General features: G+C 72.1%; 18 protein-coding genes. 15 read left to right on the top strand and 3 right to left on the bottom strand.

Annotated elements, in window-relative coordinates; all coding sequences use genetic code 11:
• Nucleotides 1–85: 85 nt before the first annotated feature.
• Together ACZ6S4_RS19390 and ACZ6S4_RS19385 are read left to right on the top strand one after the other, a co-directional pair.
• The gene (locus ACZ6S4_RS19390; protein ID WP_465476265.1) at nucleotides 86–829 is read left to right on the top strand and encodes a Fic family protein; all 744 of its coding nucleotides are present in this window, start codon (nucleotides 86–88) and stop codon (nucleotides 827–829) included.
• 81 nt (nucleotides 830–910) lie between these two features.
• Nucleotides 911–1,390, top strand: coding sequence for a PH domain-containing protein (locus ACZ6S4_RS19385; RefSeq protein ID WP_465476264.1), 480 nt, complete (start codon nucleotides 911–913; stop codon nucleotides 1,388–1,390).
• Between the two features lie 273 nt (nucleotides 1,391–1,663).
• On the opposite strand, the gene ACZ6S4_RS19380 is transcribed toward ACZ6S4_RS19385, so the two are convergent.
• Together ACZ6S4_RS19380 and ACZ6S4_RS19375 are read right to left on the bottom strand one after the other, a co-directional pair.
• On the bottom strand, nucleotides 1,664–2,464 hold the full coding sequence (locus ACZ6S4_RS19380; RefSeq protein ID WP_360550941.1) for an HAD family hydrolase: 801 nt from the start codon (nucleotides 2,462–2,464) through the stop codon (nucleotides 1,664–1,666).
• Between the two features lie 351 nt (nucleotides 2,465–2,815).
• A complete protein-coding gene (locus ACZ6S4_RS19375; protein WP_465476263.1) occupies nucleotides 2,816–3,181 on the bottom strand; it encodes an STAS domain-containing protein in 366 nt (121 codons plus the stop codon).
• Between the two features lie 245 nt (nucleotides 3,182–3,426).
• Here ACZ6S4_RS19375 and ssd point away from each other — a divergent pair, with 245 nt between their 5' ends.
• The 7 genes from ssd (at nucleotide 3,427) to ACZ6S4_RS19340 (ending at nucleotide 8,421) form a co-directional block, all read left to right on the top strand.
• Entirely contained in the window at nucleotides 3,427–4,524 is a 1,098-nt protein-coding gene (ssd, locus tag ACZ6S4_RS19370; protein ID WP_465476262.1) for a septum site-determining protein Ssd, read from the top strand.
• Nucleotides 4,521–5,735 (top strand): TadA family conjugal transfer-associated ATPase, encoded by a 1,215-nt coding sequence (locus tag ACZ6S4_RS19365; protein ID WP_465476261.1) that lies wholly within the window; start codon nucleotides 4,521–4,523, stop codon nucleotides 5,733–5,735. Before ssd ends, ACZ6S4_RS19365 begins: the two co-directional genes overlap by 4 nt.
• On the top strand, nucleotides 5,732–6,490 hold the full coding sequence (locus ACZ6S4_RS19360) for a type II secretion system F family protein (protein WP_465476260.1): 759 nt from the start codon (nucleotides 5,732–5,734) through the stop codon (nucleotides 6,488–6,490). Before ACZ6S4_RS19365 ends, ACZ6S4_RS19360 begins: the two co-directional genes overlap by 4 nt.
• A 360-nt stretch (nucleotides 6,491–6,850) precedes the next feature.
• A complete protein-coding gene (locus ACZ6S4_RS19355; RefSeq protein WP_465476368.1) occupies nucleotides 6,851–7,426 on the top strand; it encodes a type II secretion system F family protein in 576 nt (191 codons plus the stop codon).
• 85 nt (nucleotides 7,427–7,511) lie between these two features.
• The gene (locus ACZ6S4_RS19350; RefSeq protein WP_465476367.1) at nucleotides 7,512–7,694 is read left to right on the top strand and encodes a DUF4244 domain-containing protein; all 183 of its coding nucleotides are present in this window, start codon (nucleotides 7,512–7,514) and stop codon (nucleotides 7,692–7,694) included.
• Nucleotides 7,695–7,759: 65 nt separating this feature from the next.
• A complete protein-coding gene (locus ACZ6S4_RS19345; protein WP_465476366.1) occupies nucleotides 7,760–8,077 on the top strand; it encodes a TadE family type IV pilus minor pilin in 318 nt (105 codons plus the stop codon).
• On the top strand, nucleotides 8,074–8,421 hold the full coding sequence (locus ACZ6S4_RS19340; RefSeq protein WP_465476259.1) for an Rv3654c family TadE-like protein: 348 nt from the start codon (nucleotides 8,074–8,076) through the stop codon (nucleotides 8,419–8,421). The genes ACZ6S4_RS19345 and ACZ6S4_RS19340 overlap by 4 nt, the downstream gene beginning before the upstream one ends.
• Here the strand turns inward: ACZ6S4_RS19340 and ACZ6S4_RS19335 are convergent.
• Nucleotides 8,392–10,821 carry a DEAD/DEAH box helicase gene (locus ACZ6S4_RS19335; RefSeq protein ID WP_465476258.1) on the bottom strand — a complete coding sequence of 810 codons (2,430 nt, stop codon included), beginning with the start codon at nucleotides 10,819–10,821 and terminating at the stop codon, nucleotides 8,392–8,394. The genes ACZ6S4_RS19340 and ACZ6S4_RS19335 overlap by 30 nt on opposite strands.
• Nucleotides 10,822–10,962: 141 nt before the next feature.
• On the opposite strand from ACZ6S4_RS19335, the gene ACZ6S4_RS19330 reads away from it, so the two are divergent.
• The 6 genes from ACZ6S4_RS19330 (at nucleotide 10,963) to topA (ending at nucleotide 18,972) form a co-directional block, all read left to right on the top strand.
• Nucleotides 10,963–11,334, top strand: a complete 372-nt coding sequence (locus ACZ6S4_RS19330; RefSeq protein WP_212993692.1) for an STAS domain-containing protein — start codon at nucleotides 10,963–10,965, stop codon at nucleotides 11,332–11,334.
• Nucleotides 11,331–11,771 (top strand): ATP-binding protein, encoded by a 441-nt coding sequence (locus ACZ6S4_RS19325; RefSeq protein ID WP_212993691.1) that lies wholly within the window; start codon nucleotides 11,331–11,333, stop codon nucleotides 11,769–11,771. Before ACZ6S4_RS19330 ends, ACZ6S4_RS19325 begins: the two co-directional genes overlap by 4 nt.
• 308 nt (nucleotides 11,772–12,079) lie before the next feature.
• The gene (locus tag ACZ6S4_RS19320) at nucleotides 12,080–14,446 is read left to right on the top strand and encodes a sodium-translocating pyrophosphatase (RefSeq protein WP_465476257.1); all 2,367 of its coding nucleotides are present in this window, start codon (nucleotides 12,080–12,082) and stop codon (nucleotides 14,444–14,446) included.
• Nucleotides 14,447–14,520: 74 nt separating this feature from the next.
• Complete coding sequence (locus ACZ6S4_RS19315; RefSeq protein ID WP_465476256.1) at nucleotides 14,521–15,051, top strand: hypothetical protein; 531 nt, start codon at nucleotides 14,521–14,523, stop codon at nucleotides 15,049–15,051.
• 33 nt (nucleotides 15,052–15,084) lie between these two features.
• Complete coding sequence (locus tag ACZ6S4_RS19310) at nucleotides 15,085–15,945, top strand: hypothetical protein (RefSeq protein WP_465476255.1); 861 nt, start codon at nucleotides 15,085–15,087, stop codon at nucleotides 15,943–15,945.
• A gap of 198 nt (nucleotides 15,946–16,143) precedes the next feature.
• Complete coding sequence (topA, locus tag ACZ6S4_RS19305; protein ID WP_465476254.1) at nucleotides 16,144–18,972, top strand: type I DNA topoisomerase; 2,829 nt, start codon at nucleotides 16,144–16,146, stop codon at nucleotides 18,970–18,972.
• The last annotated feature ends 2 nt before the right edge of the window (nucleotides 18,973–18,974 follow it).

The following is an 18,974-nucleotide window of genomic DNA, read 5'->3' as shown; positions in this document are numbered from 1 at the left end:
ATGATCGGTACTGCGCGAATCTTGCCACTTACGAGCCACTTCGCGCACCCCAGGTTTCCGGGCTTTTTCCGGCTACGGTTGGCCTGTGACTGCTGATCCACTGGCCCCGCTGCTCGCGCTCGCCGACGTCGAGCCCGCGTTCACCGCCGCGCGCGAGCGGGTCGACACCGCGCTGCGGCACCGCGCGCTGCGCCGCAACGGCGGCCAGGTGGCCGCCGAGGTGAGCCTGCGGGCCGCGGTGGCGAGCGCGGCCCTGGAGGAGCACCGGTACGACCTCGAAGAGGTACGCGCCGGCACGGTCACCGACCCGGTGGTCCAGGGTGCCCTGCGGGTCGCCGAAGCGCTGGGTGGACTCGTCGACCTGTGGCCCCGCGCGCCACGCCAGGTGCTTGCCCGGCTGCACGTGCTGGCGGCCCGCGGTGTCGTCCCGGAGTCCGCGCTGGGCCGGCTCGAGACGGGCGCCGAGCGCATCGACGCGCTGGCCGGGCTCGTGGCCGGCAACGACCGCACCCCGCCGCTGCTGCTCGCCGCCATCGTGCACGCCGAGCTGCTGACGCTCAAGCCGTTCGCCGGCCCGGCCGGCATCGTCGCCCGCGCGGCGGCCCGGCTCACCCTCATCGGCCGCGGTTTCGACCCCCGCGGCCTGGTCGGCGTGGAGGCCGGGCACCTGGCCCGCGAGCCCGAGTACGTGGGCGCGGCGGGGGCGTATGCCACCGGCACCCCCGACGGCGTGCGGTCCTGGCTGCGGCACTACGCGGCGGCGGTGTCCGCGGGAGCCGACGAGATCGCGGAGATCGGTGACACCGTGCTGAGCCCTTCGGGTACGTAGCACCTCGCCCGGTTGGCTGCCATCTGCGTCGATGTCCGGAACACCCCATTTCTGCCGGGGCTGGTTGGCATACTCGGCCGGGTGGGAGACGAGTGGAAGCGTCCGTACACCCCGGGCTCGGGCCGCTGGCTGGTGATCGGCTGGGAAGCCATCGCTCTGGCCCTGCTCGGCTGGAGCACGGTCGAGCAGTTCGGACTGGCCGGCGCGGGGGTCCGCATCCTGGCCACGGCGATCACGACGGTCTGGGTGGTCGGCGGCTGGCGGATCCGCGAGATGGGCGTCTACGTCGGCCCGGCCGGCCTGCGCGTCCGGGGACTGCTGCGCTCCCGCACGATGCGGTGGGAGGAGATCGCCCACGTCCGGCTGCACCGGCACACCCACAAGCTCGGCCGCTGGGAGATCGAGGCCGGCATGACCGTGCTGATCGAGCGCCGCGACGGGACGATGGTGAACACCGAACTGTGGGCCCAGGGCATGGACTTCCACTCCCGGCCGCACGTCTTCCGCGCGGTCTACCGCGAGCTGCGTGAGCGGCACCTGGCCGCGGTCACCCCGGCCTGAGCCGGACATGAGGACGGCGCCTCACGGGTGAGGCGCCGTCGCTTCGCACGTCCTACCGGGCTATCAAGCGTGCACCTGGGTCGTTGTCGGCAGTCCTGATGAGGTGCCGCCGCAACGTGCCTGCCGTGGCTGATCGCGCGTGGGTTCCCGGTGGCCGTACACGGTGCTCGTTGACGGGCTCCGCTCTCTCTTTCTACGCCCGGCCGCCCTTGATCGCCAGAGTTTCGGCAGCGTAAAGCCACCCGGAGAGATTAGTCAGACCCATCCGGGGGCTCAGGCGAGCGCGGCGCGGGTGCGGCGGTGCCGGCCGTAGATGGCGATTCCGATCGCCACCCCGACCCCGACGCCGAGCGCGGCCGCGGCGACCGGCACGGCCGGGCGTTCCCGCAGCCTGCGACCCAGCGGTACGGGGTGCCGGAACTCCAGCACGGGCCAGGATCGCTCCAGCGCGACCCGGCGCAGCGTGCGGTCCGGGTTCACGGTGCTGGGATGGCCGACCGCCTCCAGCAGCGGCAGATCACTGCTCGAGTCCGAGTACGCGTAACACTCCGCCAGGTCGTACCCGCGCTCCTCGGCCAGCTCGCGGACGCCGTCGACCTTGCGCGCGCCGGCCGCGTAGAACTCGACCTCGCCGCTGAACCGGCCGTCGACGATGCCCATCCGGGTGGCGATCACGTCGGTCACCCCGAGCAGCGCCCCGATCGGCCGGACCATCTCGTCACCGGAGGCCGACACCAGCACGACGTCCCGGCCGGCGGCCTGGTGCTCGCCGATCAGGATGGCCGCTTCCGCGTACACGTACGGGTTGATCAGCTCTTCCAGGGTCTCCGCCACGATCTGCTGGACCTGCTCGACCTTCCAGCCCTTGCACAGCGCGGCGAGATAGTCGCGGGTGCGGGCCATGGTCTGCTCGTCCGTGCCGCCCAGCCGGAACATCAGCTGGGCGTAGGCGGATTTGACCACGTCGCGGCGGCTGATCAGCCCATCGCGGTAGAACGGCCGTCCGAAGGCCAGCGCGCTGGACTTGGCGATGACGGTCTTGTCTAGGTCGAAGAAGGCGGCACTCGGGCCCACGGGCCGAAAGTGTAGCCGCATGGCGCACCGGCCCGGCCGCCTCGGGCCACGGACCGCAACGAAAACACCCGTGGACGGTAGTCGGTCACCGTGGGTACTCGACGGTGGCGCGCTCCTGAGGCATGCTTGTGGTGCGACTGTGATTCATGTTGTCTGTGTGCAACAGGTGGGAATCAGCGAAGTCGCACACACTCCTCCCGCACACAGATTCTCGGTGATTGCGCCCCCCGCGGTCACCGGGTCCGATTCGGCTCGACCCCCCCGGAGCCGAATCCCAGGACGGCCCCCGACTCCCCCGTCGGGGGTCGTTCCCTTCTGTGCTGATCAGGCCCCCAGCTGCTTCTGCGCTGCTCAGGCCCCGGCTGCGGAGACGGACTCGTCCTGCTCGGCGCGTCCGTCCGCCTCGGTCATGCCGAAGAGATCGCACAGGCCGGTGACGGTCAGCACCTGGCGGAAGCTCGGGCTGGGATTCGTCACGACGAACCGGGCGTCGTGCTCGGTGGCGGTCCGGTAGCCCTCGATGAGCGCGCCGAGGCCGGTCGAGTCGATGAAGGTGGCCGCGCGCAGGTCGACCCGCAGCTCCGGCGGGGACCAGTCGGCGACAGCGTCCCGCAGAGCCTGGGCGACCTCGTCGGCATTGGTGAAGTCGATCTCGCCCAGCACGGCGACGCAGGCCGTCCCGTCATCGCCCAGCGAGCTCTCGGTGGGGTGCTCCATGCCAACTCCATCGGTCCGGGTCGGCCCAACATACCCAACCCCGCGGGCGTTCATTCCCCTCACGTATCGGCTGGGCGACCCCCGAAGTTACCCCCGATCGCGGCGCGATAACAGATCACTTCCCGGCCGGGGACGTCGTCCACACCCGCCGCGTTGTCCACAGGCCGGGGCCGGGCTGGTTGAAGGGCGCCGGGCCTGAGCGCGACGGTGAGCGCCCAACCGCCCGCCGTACCCGTGGAGCCACGATGCCTGCCCGCACTCCCGTCCGCTCCGGACCGCGCCTGCCGCTCGTCGTGACGGCCGACCCGGACCTTCTCGACGACCTGCTGCGCCTGGCCGCGGCCGGCGGCACCGAGGTCGACGTGGCGCCCGACCCGGTGGCGGCCCGGCCCCGCTTCGCGGCCGCCCCGCTGGTGGTGATCGGGGCCGACCAGGCCGAGGCCTGCCTGCGAGCGCGGTTCCCACGCCGCCCCCGCATGGTCATAGTCGGCCACATTCCGGCGATCGAGGCGGCCTGGGAGGTCGCCGGGGACCTCGGCGCCGAGCACGTGGCCGCGCTGCCCACGGCCGAGCCGTGGCTCGTCGACCGCTTCGCCGAACGCATCGAGCCGGCCCCGCCGGGCCGGGTGCTGGCCGTGATCGGCGGCCGGGGCGGCGCGGGAGCGAGCATCCTCGCGGGCGCCCTGGCGGTGACGGCGACCAGCAGCGGTCACCGCACGCTGCTGGTCGACGCCGACCCGGTGGGCGGCGGCCTCGACCTGGTCCTGGGCTGGGAGGGGATGGACGGCCTGCGCTGGCCGGCCCTGGCCGCCACGGGCGGCCGGGTGAACCCGCCGGCGCTGCTCAAGGCCCTGCCGCACCGCGGTGACCTGGTGCTGCTGTCGTTCGCCCGAGACGAGGTGCTGCCGGTGCCCGCCGAAGCGATGGCGGCGACCCTGGACGCGGCCCGCCGTGGCCGCGACGTGATCATCGCGGACCTCCCCCGCCGCCTCGACGACGCGGCGACGCTGGCCCTGGCGGCAGCCGACCGGACGATCATGATCGTGCCGGCCGAACTGCGGGCGACAGCGGCGGCATCCCGGATCGCGGCGATGGTCAAGATGCACTGCGACAACCTCGCGGTCGTGGTCCGCGGCCCGGCCCCCGGAAAGCTGAAAGCGCGCGAGGTGGCGCGATCGATCGGGCTGCCGCTGGCCGGATCGCTGCGCCCGGAGGCAGCGATCTGCCAGGCGCTGGAGAAGGGGGACGCCCCGGCGGCCGACGGTCGTGGACCGCTGGCGGAGTTGTGCAAACGGCTGATCCGGCAGCTGGTCCAGGAAGAGCGCGCGGAGGTGGCTGCGTGAGCGTCACCGTCGGCCGGCACGCTGCCGGCAAGTTCTACCCCGAAGTCGCAGAACGGGTACGGCGACAGTTCGCCGCAGACGGCGTCGAGGCCACGCCGGCGGCCGTCGTGTCGGCAGTGCGCGCCGAGCCGGGTGCTGCCGTACTGGGAGACACCGCGGTGCTGCGGCTGGCCGACCGGGTGCACGACCAGCTCGTCGGTGCCGGGCCGCTGGCACCGCTGCTGGCCGACCCCACGGTCACCGACGTGCTGGTCAACGGCGTGCAGGTGTGGGTGGACCGGGGTGCGGGGCTGCAGCGTGCGGCCGTTGCGCTGGGGGATGCCGACGACGTGCGACGGCTGGCCCAACGGCTGGCGGCTGCCTGCGGGCGGCGGCTGGACGACGGTCAGCCGTACGCCGACGCGCGGCTCGCGGACGGCACCCGCCTGCATGCTGTGCTCCCGCCGGTGGCGACGAGCGGGCCGTACCTGTCGCTGCGGACGTTCCGGCAGCGGCCGTTCAGCCTCGGCGACCTGGTCGAGCACGGCACTGTTCCGCCGGCGCTGGCTCCGCTGCTCGCTGCGGTGGTGGCGGCTCGGCTCGCGTACCTGGTCACCGGTGGGACGGGGTCGGGCAAGACGACACTGCTGGGGACGTTGCTCGGGCTCGTGCCGCACACCGAGCGGATCGTGCTGGTGGAGGACGCCGCCGAGTTGCGGCCGGTGCATCCGCATGTGGTGGCTTTGCAGGCGCGTACGGCCAATGTCGAGGGTGCCGGGGCGGTGGGGCTCACCGACCTCGTGCGGCAGGCACTGCGGATGCGGCCGGACCGGCTGGTGGTCGGCGAGTGCCGGGGCGCGGAGATCGTCGACCTGCTGGGTGCGCTGAACACGGGGCACGACGGTGGGGCGGGCACGCTGCACGCCAATGCGCCGGGTGACGTACCGGCCCGGCTGGAGGCGCTGGGCATGCTCGGCGGTCTGCCCCGGGCGGCACTGCACGCACAGGTGCTGGCCGCGCTTCAGGTGGTGTTGCAGGTACGGCGTACCCACCAGGGCCGGGTCCTGGAGTCCGTCGGGGTGCTGCGGGCGGCGGGGGAGCAGCGGCTGGTGACTGTCGTGCCGGCCTGGCAGCTGGGTCGCGGCGCGGGGCCGGGCGCCGAGACGCTGGCCCGCCACCTGACCGATCGAGGCGTCGCGGTACCACCGATCCTCCAAGGAGCAAAGCCGTGAGCGGGGTGGCGTGGATGCTCGCCGCCGGGTTGCTAGCGGGGGCAGCCGCCGTTGCGGCCTGGCCGGCGGGCGCGGTGCTGCGGCGGCTCCACGGGCGCCGGCAGGGCGTCAGCGCCGTGAGTTTTCGCCGACTGTGGTCCCGGGTGCAGGCGCTGGTCGACGGGTCACCGCGGCGGGCGGTCGGCATCGCGGTCGCGGCGGGTGCGGTGGTGGGCATTCTCCTGGCCGGGCCGGTGGCTGGTCTGGTGCTCGCGGTCTACGGGGCGCTCGGGGCTCGGGCCGCTGTCCGCCGCGCTGCCCGTCGCCGGGGCGTCGCGGCGCGGTCCCGCAGCCTCGACGGGCTGAACGCGTTGGCCGCCGATCTGCGTGCCGGCTTGGCGGTAGGGACGATGCCCCTCACAAGCCCCCGCGACTTCGACCTTCGGCTGGCCGAGCTGACCGCTGCGGTGTGGCGGCTGGCCGAGCAGACCGGTGCGCCCGCTGCTGACCTCATCGAGCGGATCGAGGCCGACGCCCGGACCGGTGACCGTTCGCGGGCCACGGCGGCTGCTCAGGCGGCCGGCGCTCAGGCGACCGCGTTGCTGCTGGCGGGGCTGCCGGTCGGGGGGATCGCGCTGGGCTACGGGATCGGGGTCGACCCGCTGGAAGTGCTGCTGGGGACGCCGATGGGAGCGGCGTGCGCGATAGGCGCCGTCCTCCTGCAGTGCGCCGGCCTCCTCTGGGCCGACCGGCTTTCGAGCGGACCGACGCGATGACGACGGAATGGCGGGTGCCGGCGTGACGACCGAGCCGATGTGCGGCGCTGCCGCGTTTCTCCGACCAGGCCGACCGGCCCAAGTGCCCTTCAAGCCCTGCTGCGCCGCCGCGATTCTGCACGCCGCACGAGCCCCCGAATCGTTCCCGCCACCCTGTCCACGGGCTGAGCTGCTGAGTGCCACTGCCGCGCTCTTCGCGCTGACGCCTGTCCGAGAGGTGATCCCTTGATCGTCATCCTCGGCCTGGTCGGGCTCACGAGCCTTCTCGGCTTGTCGTTCGTCCAGCGGTGGGCGGTCCGGCGTCGACTACTCCGACTGGGCAGGTCGCCCGGTGGTCCGCCCGGCCGCAGCCCGCGCTTCCTGATCGACGTCGCTGCCGGACTGGCGGTGGTCGGGCTGGTCGGGCACTGGTGGGCCGTGCCGTTCGGGGTCGCCACCGGTGTCGGGGTGGATCAGTTCCTGCGGCGCAGGGAGCCGGCCGACGTGCGCGCAGCCCGCCGGCGAGCCGTCGAGGACCTGCCCCTGGGAGCCGACCTCCTCGCCGCAGTCCTGCGCGCCGGCGCTCCCGTCGACCGGGCGGTCTCCGCCGTCGCGGACGCGCTCGGCGGCCCGCTCGGGGAACGGCTCGACCGGGTGGGCCGGTCCCTGCGCCTGGGCGCCGAACCACCGGAAGCGTGGGCGCACCTGGCCGGTGTGCCCGGCGCTGACCGGCTGGTCGCGGCGGCCGTCCGGTCCAGCGCCAGCGGCGGCGCGCTGGCCGGCGCGTTGACCCGGCTCGCCGATGACCTGCGCGGTGACCGGTCGGTGGCGGTCGAGGCGGCCGCCCACCGCGCCGGAGTCCTCATCGTTCTGCCGCTCGGCCTGTGCTTCCTACCCGCCTTCGTGCTCGCCGGCCTCGTACCGGTGGTCGTCGCCGTCCTGGAAGACGTCCTGTGAGAGCCCACCGAAACTCGCCGGCCTACTCGCCGGTGCTGGTCGCCGTCCGCGGCGACGTCCTGGGAGAACCCACCACAAGAAGGAGATCCACGTGCACAGACTGTTCCTCCGCCTGGCCGGCCTGCGAGGCGACGACGGCATGAACACCGCCGAATACGCGGTCGGCACGCTCGCCGCCGTGGCGTTCGCCGGCATTCTGCTCAAGGTTCTCAGCAGCCCGACCGTGCAGGCGTCGCTGACCGGCGTGATCAACGACGCCCTGAAGTGAGTGGGCGCCGGTGGCCCGGTCGTCTGCGGGCGCTCGGGACGGACAGGGGTGCGTTCACCGCCGAGATGGCGGCCGGGCTGCCGGCGCTCATGCTGCTGCTGTTCGCCGGGCTGACGGCGGTCGGGGCGGTGACCGCTCAGGCCCGGTGCGTGGACGCCGCCAGGGAGGGCGCGCTGGTCGCCGCCCGGGGCGGGTCGGGCATCGCGGAGGCCGCCCGCATCGCTCCGGCGGAGGCGCGGATCGATCTGGTGGAGGGCGAGGACACGGTGACGGTCACGGTGCGTGCTCCGGTTCCGGTCCTGGGCGGCCACCTCCCGGCCCTTTCGGTACGCGCGGAAGCAGTCGCCGCTCGCGAACCCGAGTTGACCGGGACGGTCCCATGAGGACGAGCGGCGATCGGGGTGCCGCCTCGATTTTCGTGCTGGCCGTCGGGTTGGTGCTCGTCGCAGCTGGGATCGCCGGGGCGGCCGTCGGGGCGGCCCGGGTCGGCCGGCATCAGGCTCGGACAGCGGCTGACCTGGGCGCACTGGCCGGCGCAGCCCGCGCGATCGAAGGTGCGGAGGTGGCCTGCCGAAGAGCCGAGCGGTTCGTCATCGCCAACGGTGCGCGGCTCGTTTCCTGCCGCGTCGACGGCCTGGAGATCGTCATCGCCGTCCAGGTCACCGTGACGCCGCTGCCGGGACTCACCCGTTACGCGTCAGCTGCCGCCCGCGCGGGACCGGTCTGAGTCGGCTCGGGAGAGCTGAGCGAGGACCGCGTCCAGGACGGCCACCGCGCCCTTCTTGTCCAGGGGGTTGTTGCCGTTGCCGCACTTCGGGGACTGCACGCACGACGGGCAGCCGGTGTCGCAGCCGCAGCTGGCGATCGCCTCTCTCGTCGCCTGGAGCCACTCCGCCGCCGTTGCGTAGGCGCGTTCCGCGAAACCCGCCCCGCCCGGGTGGCCGTCGTAGACGAACACCGTCGGCGCTTCCGTGTCCTGGTGGTTCGCCGTCGACAGGCCGCCGATGTCCCAGCGGTCGCACGTCGCCATCAGCGGCAGCAGGCCGATCGCCGCGTGTTCCGCCGCGTGCAGCGCCCCGGGGAAGTCCGCCGGCTCCACCCCCGACGCCACGAGGAGGTTCGGTGAGAGCGTGAACCAGACCGCCACCGTTCGCAGCTCTCTCGGGGGCAGGTCCAGCGGCCGGGTGTCGATCACCTCGCCCGAGCCGATCCGGCGGCGCTGGTACGAGACCACCTGGTTCGTCACGTCCACCTCGCCCAGGAACAGGCCGACCGGGCCCGCGTCGACATACTCGCGGACCGAGACCACCGACAGGTCCGTCACGTCCCGGGCGTGAGTCCAGAAGCCTTCAGTCTGGTCAAGGGCGGCGGCGGGGTGGTCGGCCGGGCAGTCCGGCTCGGCCGCGTGCACCAGGGCCACCGCGTCCTCCAGGTCCAGGTCGTCCACCAGGTACGACACGCCCTGGTGCAGGTACACCGCCCCGGTGTGCAGCATGACGTGGGACGAGCCCTGGTCCACCGTGCCGAGCAGGCGGCCGGTCGCCGACTCGACCACCGAGATCGGGGCCCCGCCCGTGCCGCGCAGGTCCACGTCCGGGCGGCCGCGGTGGGTCCAGTACCAGCCCGACGGCCGGCGGCGCAGCGCCCCCGAACCGGTCAGCGCTTCCACCGCCGCCAGCGCCGGCGCACCCCCGAACAGCTCCAGGTCGGCCTTCGTCAGCGGGGCCTCCACGGCGGCGCAGCACAGTTGCGGGCCCAGCACGTACGGGTTGGTCGGGTCCAGCACCGTAGCCTCGACCGGGCGGCCGAACAGCGCCTCCGGGTGGTGGACCAGGTACGTGTCCAGCGGATCGTCCCGGGCCACCAGTACCGCCAGCGCCTCGCCCCCGGCCCGGCCCGCGCGACCCGCCTGCTGCCACAGCGACGCCCGCGTGCCCGGATAGCCGCAGATCAGCACCGCGTCCAGCCCCACCAGGTCGACGCCCAGCTCGAGCGCGTTGGTCGAGGCCAGCGCCAGCAGCTCGCCCGTCAGCAGGGCCCGTTCGATCGCCCGGCGGTCCTCCTTGAGATACCCCGCCCGGTACGCCGCCACCCGGTCACCCAGGCCCGGCACCACCTCGTCCAGCGCGCGCCGGGTCATCGTCGCCACCACCTCGGCACCACGCCGGGATCTGACGAACGCCAGCGTCCGGGTGCCCGCCACCACGGCGTCGGTCAGCAGGTCAGCCGTCTCGCTCAGCGCGGATCGGCGTACCGGTGGCAGCTCGGCCTCCAAGTCGTCGAGCTCGCGCGGCAGCAGCGGCGGCTCCCACAGCGCGAAGGTCGTCGCCCCGCGCGGCGAGGCGTCCTCGGTCACCGCCTCGACCGGCAGGCCGGTGAGGCGGCTCGCCGCGTGGGCCGGGTCACCCGAGGTCGCCGAGGCCAGGATGAACGTCGGTTCGCTGCCGTAGCGGGCCGCGACCCGGCGGAGCCGGCGCAGGACGTGCGCCACGTGCGAGCCGAAGACCCCCCGGTACGTGTGGCACTCGTCGATCACCACGTACCGCAGGCGGCGCAGGAAGGCACCCCAGCGCGCGTGGCCCGGCAGCAGCGCGTGGTGCAGCATGTCCGGGTTGGTCAGCACGAAGCGGGAGTGCTGGCGGATCCACTCCCGTTCCTCGCGCGGGGTGTCACCGTCGTATGTGGCCGGCCGTACCCCGTCGACGCCCAGCCGGACCAGGGCGCGCAGCTGATCCGCCGCCAGTGCCTTGGTCGGGGACAGGTAGAGCACCGTCGCGCGGGGATCCTCCACCAGCGCGGTCAGCGCGGGCAGCTGGTACGCCATCGACTTGCCCGAGGCCGTGCCGGTCGCCAGCACGACGTGGCGGCCCGCGCGGGCCAGCTCCGCCGCCTCGGCCTGATGCTCCCAGGGCGCGGTGATGCCCCGGTCGGCGAGCGCGGAGATCACTTCGGGCGCCGCCCACTGCGGCCACGGCACCGGGCGCCCGGGCCGGGCGGGCAGCTCCTCCACGTGGGTGACCGGCGACTGGCCGGCGCTGCGGGCGCGCAGCCGGTGCAGCAGTTCGGCCGGTCCCAGCCCGGTCAGTGCGCCGCGTGCGGCCGGGATTCCCGGGACGGTCGTGGTCACGTCTGCACTGTGACATCGGTATGGCCCGAACCTCAAACGGGTACGACGGGAGGGTGCGACGCGTCGTGCCCGGAGCGTCGGTGGTTAGATTCGCTGTGGAGATCGGCTGCCTGAAGGCTTGACCCCGAGGGAGGAGGACCGATGGAGCTGTCGCTGACGACCCGTACCGTCGGCGAGCACACGGTGCTCGACGTCGGTGGTGAGGTCGATGTCTACACCGCGCCACGCCTGCGTGAGCGGCTCGTGGAGCTGGTCGACGGTGGGTCGCGCAACGTCGTGGTGGATCTCGCCCGCGTCGACTTCCTCGACTCGACCGGCCTCGGTGTGCTGGTCGGCGCCCTGAAGCGGCTGCGTGCCGCCAACGGGACGTTCGGCCTGGTCTGCGCCAAGGAGCCGCTGCTCAAGATCTTCCGGATCACCGCGCTCGACCAGGTGTTCCCGATCTACCCCTCCGTCGAGGCGGCCACCTCGACCTCGTCCGGCGATCGCGACGACAACCCCCCGACGGCGTGATGGCCACGGTTCGGCTGTCGTTCTCCCCGGCCCCGGTGCACGTGCGTACGGCCCGGCTGGTCGGCGTGGCGGTGGCCCGGCGGGCGGGCGTCGCCGAGGAGCTGCTCGACGAGGTCCGGCTGGCGATCGGTGAGGCCTGCACCCGGGCGGTCGCCCTGCACCGGCAGTACAACCTGCCTGACCTGGTGATGGTCGAGATGTCCGACACCGACTCGTACACGGTCCGGGTCATCGACCGGGCGCCGATCGAGGCCAGCGTCGGCCTGGCCAAGCTGCCGCCGGACGAGCTGGCCGACGAGTCGCTCACCGACGAGGCGCTGACCACCGGCGTGGGCTTCGCCCTGCTCGCCGGCTTCGTGGACGACCTGCAGGTGCGCCCGGTGGAAGAAGGCGCCGGCACCGAGGTCCGGATGGTCTGGCCCGTACACCGGCGCTGAGACAAAGGCGCCGTTGAGCGCACAAATCACGCCGTTCGGCGCATCGCATGGGAAACCCCTGCTGGAGCCGCGAAGCCTAAGCGGTAACCGATTCGGGTGCCAACCGCTAACACAGCGGTAAACATCACCCTGACACGGCCGGATCCAGGTGTGACCATCACCACGTTCGGCCGCTACAGTACGCCGGTAATCAGCTACTGCTCCCTGGTTCCGCGTCCGCGGGACCAGGTTGTCGTCTCCTAGAGCAGGGAGTGCGCCCGGCGGTTTCGTCCGCTGCCCGGGTGCGGTCGGTGTACAGGAGGACATTGATGTCCGGGACCTCCATAACCCTCGCTGCGGAAAGCAGCGGGGGGTCGCTCAGCAGTTCGAACGTCACGTTCGTCATCGTCGCGATCGTCTTCGCGCTGGTGGCGCTGGCCTTCGCTGCTGTCTTCGTCAAGACGGTGCTTTCCGCGGGCCGCGGCACCACCAACATGCAAGAGATCGCGGGGGCGGTCCAGGAAGGCGCTTCGGCGTACCTGTTCCGGCAGTTCAAGACCCTCGCCATCTTCGTGGTCATCGCGGTCGTGCTGCTCTTCCTGCTGCCGGTGCACAACACCGACAGCGAGACCACGGTCAAGATCGGCCGTTCGCTGTTCTTCATCGTCGGCGCGGTCTTCAGCGCGTTCATCGGTGGCGCGGGCATGGCCCTCGCGACCCGGGCGAATCTGCGGGTCGCCGCGGCCGCCGGTGAGGCCGGTGGCCGGGAGAGGGCGATGGGCATCGCCTTCAAGACCGGTGGCGTGGTCGGCTTCCTCACCGTCGGCCTGGGCCTGTTCGGTGGCGCGCTCGTCGTGCTGATCTACCGCAGCGACGCCGCGACCGTGCTGGAGGGCTTCGGCTTCGGCGCCGCGCTGCTCGCCATGTTCATGCGGGTCGGCGGCGGCATCTTCACCAAGGCCGCCGACGTCGGCGCGGACCTGGTCGGCAAGGTCGAGCAGGGCATCCCCGAGGACGACGCGCGGAACCCCGCGACCATCGCGGACAACGTCGGCGACAACGTCGGTGACTGCGCCGGCATGGCCGCCGACCTCTTCGAGTCGTACGCGGTCACGCTGGTCGCCGCGCTGATCCTGGGCCAGGCCGCGTTCGGTCAGGACGGGCTCATCTTCCCGCTGATCATCTCCACGGTCGGTGTGGTCATCGCGATCGTCGGTGTCTTCATCACCCGCCTGCGGGCCTCGGACAAGAGCGGCCTGACGGCCATCAACCGCGCGTTCTACATCTCGGCCGTGCTGTCCGCGGTCATCGTGGCGATCGTCAGCTTCGTCTACCTGCCGGACACCTTCGCCGGGTTCCGGGACGCGGCGAGCATCGATCCCGACGTGGTCGCCAGTGGCCGCAACCCGCAGCTCGTCGCCATCGGCGCCGTGGTCATCGGCATCGTGCTGGCCGCCGCCATCCAGGCGCTGACCGGCTACTTCACCGAGACCAGCAAGCGCCCGGTGCAGGACATCGGCAAGTCGTCGCAGACCGGCGCGGCCACCGTCGTGCTCGCCGGCATCAGCGTCGGCCTGGAGTCGGCCGTCTACTCGGCGCTGGTGATCGGCGCCGGCGTCTTCGGGGCCTACCTGCTGGGCGGCACCTCGATCACGCTGTCGCTGTTCGCGGTGGCGCTGGCCGGCACCGGCCTGCTCACCACGGTCGGCGTCATCGTCGCGATGGACACCTTCGGCCCGATCTCGGACAACGCGCAGGGCATCGCCGAGATGTCCGGTGACATCGACGAGAACGGCGCGCGGATCCTGACCGAGCTCGACGCGGTCGGCAACACCACGAAGGCGATCACCAAGGGCATCGCGATCGCCACGGCTGTGCTGGCCGCGACGGCACTGTTCGGGTCGTACACGAACACGCTGCAGTCGTCGCTGGCCGACGCGGGCATCCCGGCCGACCAGATCGGCGCACGCATCCTCGGCCTGCTGAACATCTCCGACCCGCGCAACCTGGTCGGCCTGCTCATCGGCGCCGCGGTCGTGTTCCTCTTCTCCGGCCTGGCCATCAACGCCGTCTCCCGTTCCGCGGGCGCGGTCGTGATGGAGGTCCGCCGCCAGTTCCGCGAGTTCCCCGGCATCATGGAGCGCACCCAGCGCCCCGAGTACGGCAAGGTCGTCGACATCTGCACCCGGGACGCGCAGCGTGAGCTGCTCACCCCCGGTCTGCTGGCCATCCTGGCCCCGATCGCGGTGGGCTTCGGCCTGGGTGCCGGTGCGCTGGCCTCCTACCTGGCCGGTGCGATCGGCGCGGGCACGCTGATGGCCGTCTTCCTGTCCAACTCCGGTGGAGCTTGGGACAACGCGAAGAAGCTGGTCGAGGACGGTGCGTACGGAGGCAAGGGCTCCGACGCGCACGAGGCCACGATCATCGGCGACACGGTGGGTGACCCGTTCAAGGACACCGCCGGTCCGGCCATCAACCCGCTGCTCAAGGTCATGAACCTGGTGGCGTTGCTGATCGCCCCGGCCGTGATCTCGCTGAGCATCGGCGCGGACGCCAACGACCCGGTCCGGATCACCCTCGCGGTGGTCGCGGCCCTGGTGGTGGCCGGTGCGGTGGTGTGGAGCAAGCGCAAGCCGATCTCCATGGGCGAGCCCAGCCCGACCACGGAGACCAAGTCGGAGCGGATCAGCGCCTGATCCCAGCATGGCTGAGAGGGCACCCGGCACTCGCCGGGTGCCCTCTGTCGGAGGTTGGCCGTACGCTGCAATCCATGCGCACGGCCCGCACCACACCCTTACTGCTTGTTCTCTCGTTCGTCGTGACACTGGGTGGTTGCGCGGGCGGTCCCGCGCCCCGCGCCTGGGCCGCCTCGGTCTGCACGGTGCTCGCGCCCTGGCGCTCCGAGATCGGCACCCTGGCGACCCGCACCCAGCAGCAGATGACCGCCGAGACCACCCCGGCGCAGGCCAAGGAAAACCTGACCCGGCTCTTCGGCGGGGCCGAGTCGGCCAGTGAGAAGGCCCGGGCCGGCGTGCAGAAGGCCGGCGTCCCGGACGTCGAGCAGGGCAAAGAGGTCGCCGACAGCTTCGCCGCCTCGCTGAGTGCGATGCGCGACGCGTACGGGCGGGCCAAGAGCGGCATCGCGGCGCTGGCCACCAGCCCGTCCAAGGACTTCTACACCAAGGTTGGCTCCGTGGTGGACACCCTCAACGTCGAATACAAGCAGAGTGAGCTGGACACCAGCCGGCTCGACTCGGAAGAGCTGAAGAAGGCGTTCGACGAGGCGCCGGAATGCCGCTGACGGGCACCTGCTGATGACGGAGCGCCGCTGACCATGACCGAGCCCGGGTGGCCGCTGATCCCGCGTGAGGTGCTGCCCGCGCCGGTTCCGGACGCCCGGATCCCGGCTGCGCCGAAGGTCCGGCGCCGGGCGGCGCTGACTGTGCCGGCCGGCCGGCAACTGTCGATCTTCGGGGTGGAGGCGGCCGATCCCTCGCTGGCCGACCTGGCCGGGCTGCTCACCGGTCCCGGGCGGCTGGGCCGGATGGGCGGTACGGCCAGAGTCGCGGTCCGGGTGGACGCGGCCTGGCGGGTGCATGTGCTGGTCGAGGAGCTGGTTTCCCGGGGCCTGGTGGTCACCTGGGCGCCGGTGACGACCGACGGCGTCGACGATCACGTGGCGGAACTCACGGCAGAGCCGGTGGAGTTGACGCTGGCGGCCGTCGAGGAGCCCGCCGAGCCGGCCGACGAACCGGCCGCAGCCGACGACGAGGGCGCGACCGGCGACGAGCCCGGGGACGCCGAAGCGGTAACCGTAGATAAGAAGGAGAACGCGGAGCCCCGTACCGTCTCTTTCGAGGTCCGGACCGCTTACAGCAGCCGGCTGGACCCGCTCGCCCGGGCCTGGCCACCGCCGGACGACCGGCTCTTCCTGACCGGGTCGCAGCTGCGGCTGTGGGTCGCCGCGGCCGGGTCGCCGCGGCCCGAGGGCTACGCGCTCGGTCTGGATCCCGACGGCTTTCTTGACAAAGCCGCGGACGCCGCGCTGACCCGGGTCGGTCTGGCCGGCACCGTCCAGGCCGGTCCGGCGTACGTCATTGCAGGTCGCAGGCGTCTCGCCCGGCTTGCCGAGCTGGTCGGCGAACGGCCCGCCGCGGCACCCGAAAGGCTGTGGCCGGGCGCCGCCGCCGGTTGACCTTCCCCGATTGTGTCCGACACGACGCCATGTTCCCGGTGTACGGTGTCGCCGTCGGAAGCATGCGGTGGCCGGACCGTTACCATCCGACTTCTCCGTTGCCCGGGGAATGCCTGCTCGTCCGGCGCGTTACGTTGAACGTCCGCGTGTCCGTCGTCCGCGACGGTCCGCCGATCGATCGAGAAGTGTGGGAGTGCCGTGCCGGAGAAAGCCAGGACGACCCGTCTGGTCATCGTCGAGTCCCCGTCGAAGGCCAAGACGATCGCCGGCTATCTGGGGCCCGACTATTTCGTCGAGGCCTCCTTCGGCCATGTCCGGGACCTGCCGAAGAACGCCGCCGACGTGCCCGCCAAGTACAAGGGCGAGTCGTGGGCGCGGCTCGGCGTCGACGTCGACAACGGCTTCCACGCGCTCTACGTGGTCTCGCAGGACCGCAAGGCCCAGATCGCCAAGCTCACCAAGCTGGCCAAAGAGGTCGACGAGATCCTGCTCGCCACCGATGAGGACCGCGAGGGCGAGGCCATCGCCTGGCACCTGGTCGAGACGATCAAGCCCAAGGTCCCGATCAAGCGGATGGTCTTCCACGAGATCACCAAGGCGGCCATCCAGGCCGCGGTGGCCAACCCCCGCGAGATCGACAAGGATCTGGTCGACGCGCAGGAGGCCCGGCGCATCCTGGACCGGCTCTACGGGTACGAGGTCAGCCCCGTCCTGTGGAAGAAGGTGATGCCCCGCCTGTCCGCCGGGCGCGTCCAGTCCGTGGCCACCCGGATCGTGGTCGAGCGGGAGCGCCAGCGGATGGCGTTCCGCACCGCGGAGTACTGGGACATCAACGCTCTGCTGTCGGTGCAGGGCAAGACCGAGGGCACCAAGTCGTTCTCGGCGACCCTGATCGCCCTGGACGGCGACCGGATCGCCACCGGCCGTGACTTCGAGCCGACCACCGGCAAGGTCAAGCCCGGTGCCGGCGTGGTCCACCTGGACGGCGACGGGGCCCGCGGGCTCGCGGCGCGCCTCGAGGACCGCCCGTTCACGGTCACCCGCGTGGAGGAGAAGCCGTACCGGCGTAAGCCGTACGCGCCGTTCATCACCTCGACGCTGCAGCAGGAAGCCGCCCGCAAGATGCGGTTCTCCTCGTCGCAGACCATGCGCACGGCCCAGCGGCTGTACGAGAACGGCTACATCACCTACATGCGTACGGACTCGGTGAACCTCTCCGAGACCGCGATCAGCGCCGCCCGCCGCCAGATCGCCGAGCTGTACGGCGCCAACAACGTGCCGCCGCAGCCCCGCCGTTACACCGGCAAGGTCAAGAACGCGCAGGAGGCGCACGAGGCGATCCGCCCCGCGGGGGACAACTTCCGCACCCCCGGCGAGGTCGCCAACGAGCTGTCCACCGACGAGTTCAAGCTCTACGAGCTGATCTGGCGCCGTACGGTCGCGTCGCAGATGACCGACGCCGTCGGTAACTCCGTCTCGGTGCGCATCCGCGCGATCTCCACCGCCGGTGAAGAGGTCGACTTCGGGGCCAGTGGCAAGACCATCACCGACCCGGGCTTCCTGCGCGCCTACGTCGAGTCGTCCGACGACGAGAACGCCGAGGCCGAGGACGCCGAGCGCCGCCTGCCGAATCTGGTCAAGGACCAGCCGCTGACGGCCGAGGAGCTCAACGCGATCGGTCACCACACCTCGCCGCCCGCCCGCTACACCGAGGCGTCGCTGGTCAAGGCCCTGGAAGAGCTGGGCATCGGCCGCCCGTCGACCTACGAGTCGATCATGCGGACGATCCAGGACCGGGGGTACGTGGAGAAGCGCGGCCAGGCGCTGATCCCGTCGTTCATCGCCTTCGCGGTCGTCGGCCTGCTCGAGGGCCACTACCCGCGGCTGGTCGATTACAACTTCACCGCCGCGATGGAGACCCAGCTCGACGACATCGCCGGTGGCGACCACGCGGCCCTGGACTTCCTCACCTCCTTCTACTTCGGCAGCGACGTGGGCGCGGACGACTCGATCGCCAAGGCCGGCGGCCTGAAGAAGATGGTCACCGAGAACCTCAGCGACATCGACGCCCGCGCGGTCAACTCGATCCCGCTGTTCAAGGACGACGCCGGCCGCAACGTGGTGGTCCGCGTCGGCCGCTACGGGCCGTACCTGCAGCGGGCCCTGCCGGACGCCACCGAGGAGGCGCCCGAGGACCGGGTGTCCATCCCCGAGGGCGTCGCGCCGGACGAGCTGACCGTCGAGAAGGTCACCGAGCTCTACCTCGGTGGCGGCGGTGAGCGCAGCCTGGGCGACGACCCGGCCACGGGCGAGGCGGTCACGCTCAAGTCGGGTCGCTTCGGCCCGTACGTGCAGAGCGGCGAGAAGAAGTCCTCGCTGTTCAAGTCCCAGACGCCGGACACCCTGACCCTCGAGCAGGCGCTGCGGCTGCTGGAGCTGCCCCGCACGGTCGGCAAGGACCCTGAGGGTGCCGAGATCGTCGCGGCGAACGGGCGCTACGGGCCGTACGTGAAGCGCGGTGACGACTTCCGCTCGCTGGAGAGCGAGGACAAGCTCTTCACCGTCACGCTGGACGAGGCGCTGGCCCTGCTCGCCGCCCCGAAGACCCGCCAGCGCCGGGCCGCCGCGCCGCCACTGCGCGAGATGGGCAACGACCCGGCGACCGACAAGCCGATGGTGATCAAGGAAGGCCGCTTCGGCCCGTACGTGACCGACGGCGAGTTCAACGCGTCGCTGCGCCGCGGCCAGACGCCGGAAGAGCTGACCGTCCAGCAGGCCTCCGAGATGCTCGCCGAGAAGCGCGCCAAGGGACCCGCCCCCAAGAAGAAGGCCGCGGCCAAGAAGGCGCCGGCCAAGAAGGCGGCTGCGGGCTCCGACGCCACTCCGGCTAAGAAGGCCGCCGCCAAGAAGACACCCGCCAAGAAGGTGGCCGCCGCCAAGAAGGCCGCTCCCGCCAAGCGAGCCACCAACTCCTCCCCGGCCGCCAAGAAGACCGCTCCCTCCAAGGCGACGGCCTCAGCAAACTGAGA

The organism is Actinoplanes sp. NPDC051405, assembly GCF_055586185.1.
This window is presented reverse-complemented; position numbering and strand designations above follow the sequence as displayed.

Coding starts and splice junctions, on each gene's coding strand:
- ACZ6S4_RS19375 (WP_465476263.1), bottom strand. CDS start 3,181: ATGGAGCACCCCACCGAGAGCTCGCTGGGCGATGACGGGACGGCCTGC.
- ssd (WP_465476262.1), top strand. CDS start 3,427: ATGCCTGCCCGCACTCCCGTCCGCTCCGGACCGCGCCTGCCGCTCGTC.
- ACZ6S4_RS19345 (WP_465476366.1), top strand. CDS start 7,760: ATGGCGGCCGGGCTGCCGGCGCTCATGCTGCTGCTGTTCGCCGGGCTG.
- ACZ6S4_RS19340 (WP_465476259.1), top strand. CDS start 8,074: ATGAGGACGAGCGGCGATCGGGGTGCCGCCTCGATTTTCGTGCTGGCC.
- ACZ6S4_RS19330 (WP_212993692.1), top strand. CDS start 10,963: ATGGAGCTGTCGCTGACGACCCGTACCGTCGGCGAGCACACGGTGCTC.
- ACZ6S4_RS19320 (WP_465476257.1), top strand. CDS start 12,080: ATGTCCGGGACCTCCATAACCCTCGCTGCGGAAAGCAGCGGGGGGTCG.
- ACZ6S4_RS19315 (WP_465476256.1), top strand. CDS start 14,521: ATGCGCACGGCCCGCACCACACCCTTACTGCTTGTTCTCTCGTTCGTC.
- ACZ6S4_RS19310 (WP_465476255.1), top strand. CDS start 15,085: ATGACCGAGCCCGGGTGGCCGCTGATCCCGCGTGAGGTGCTGCCCGCG.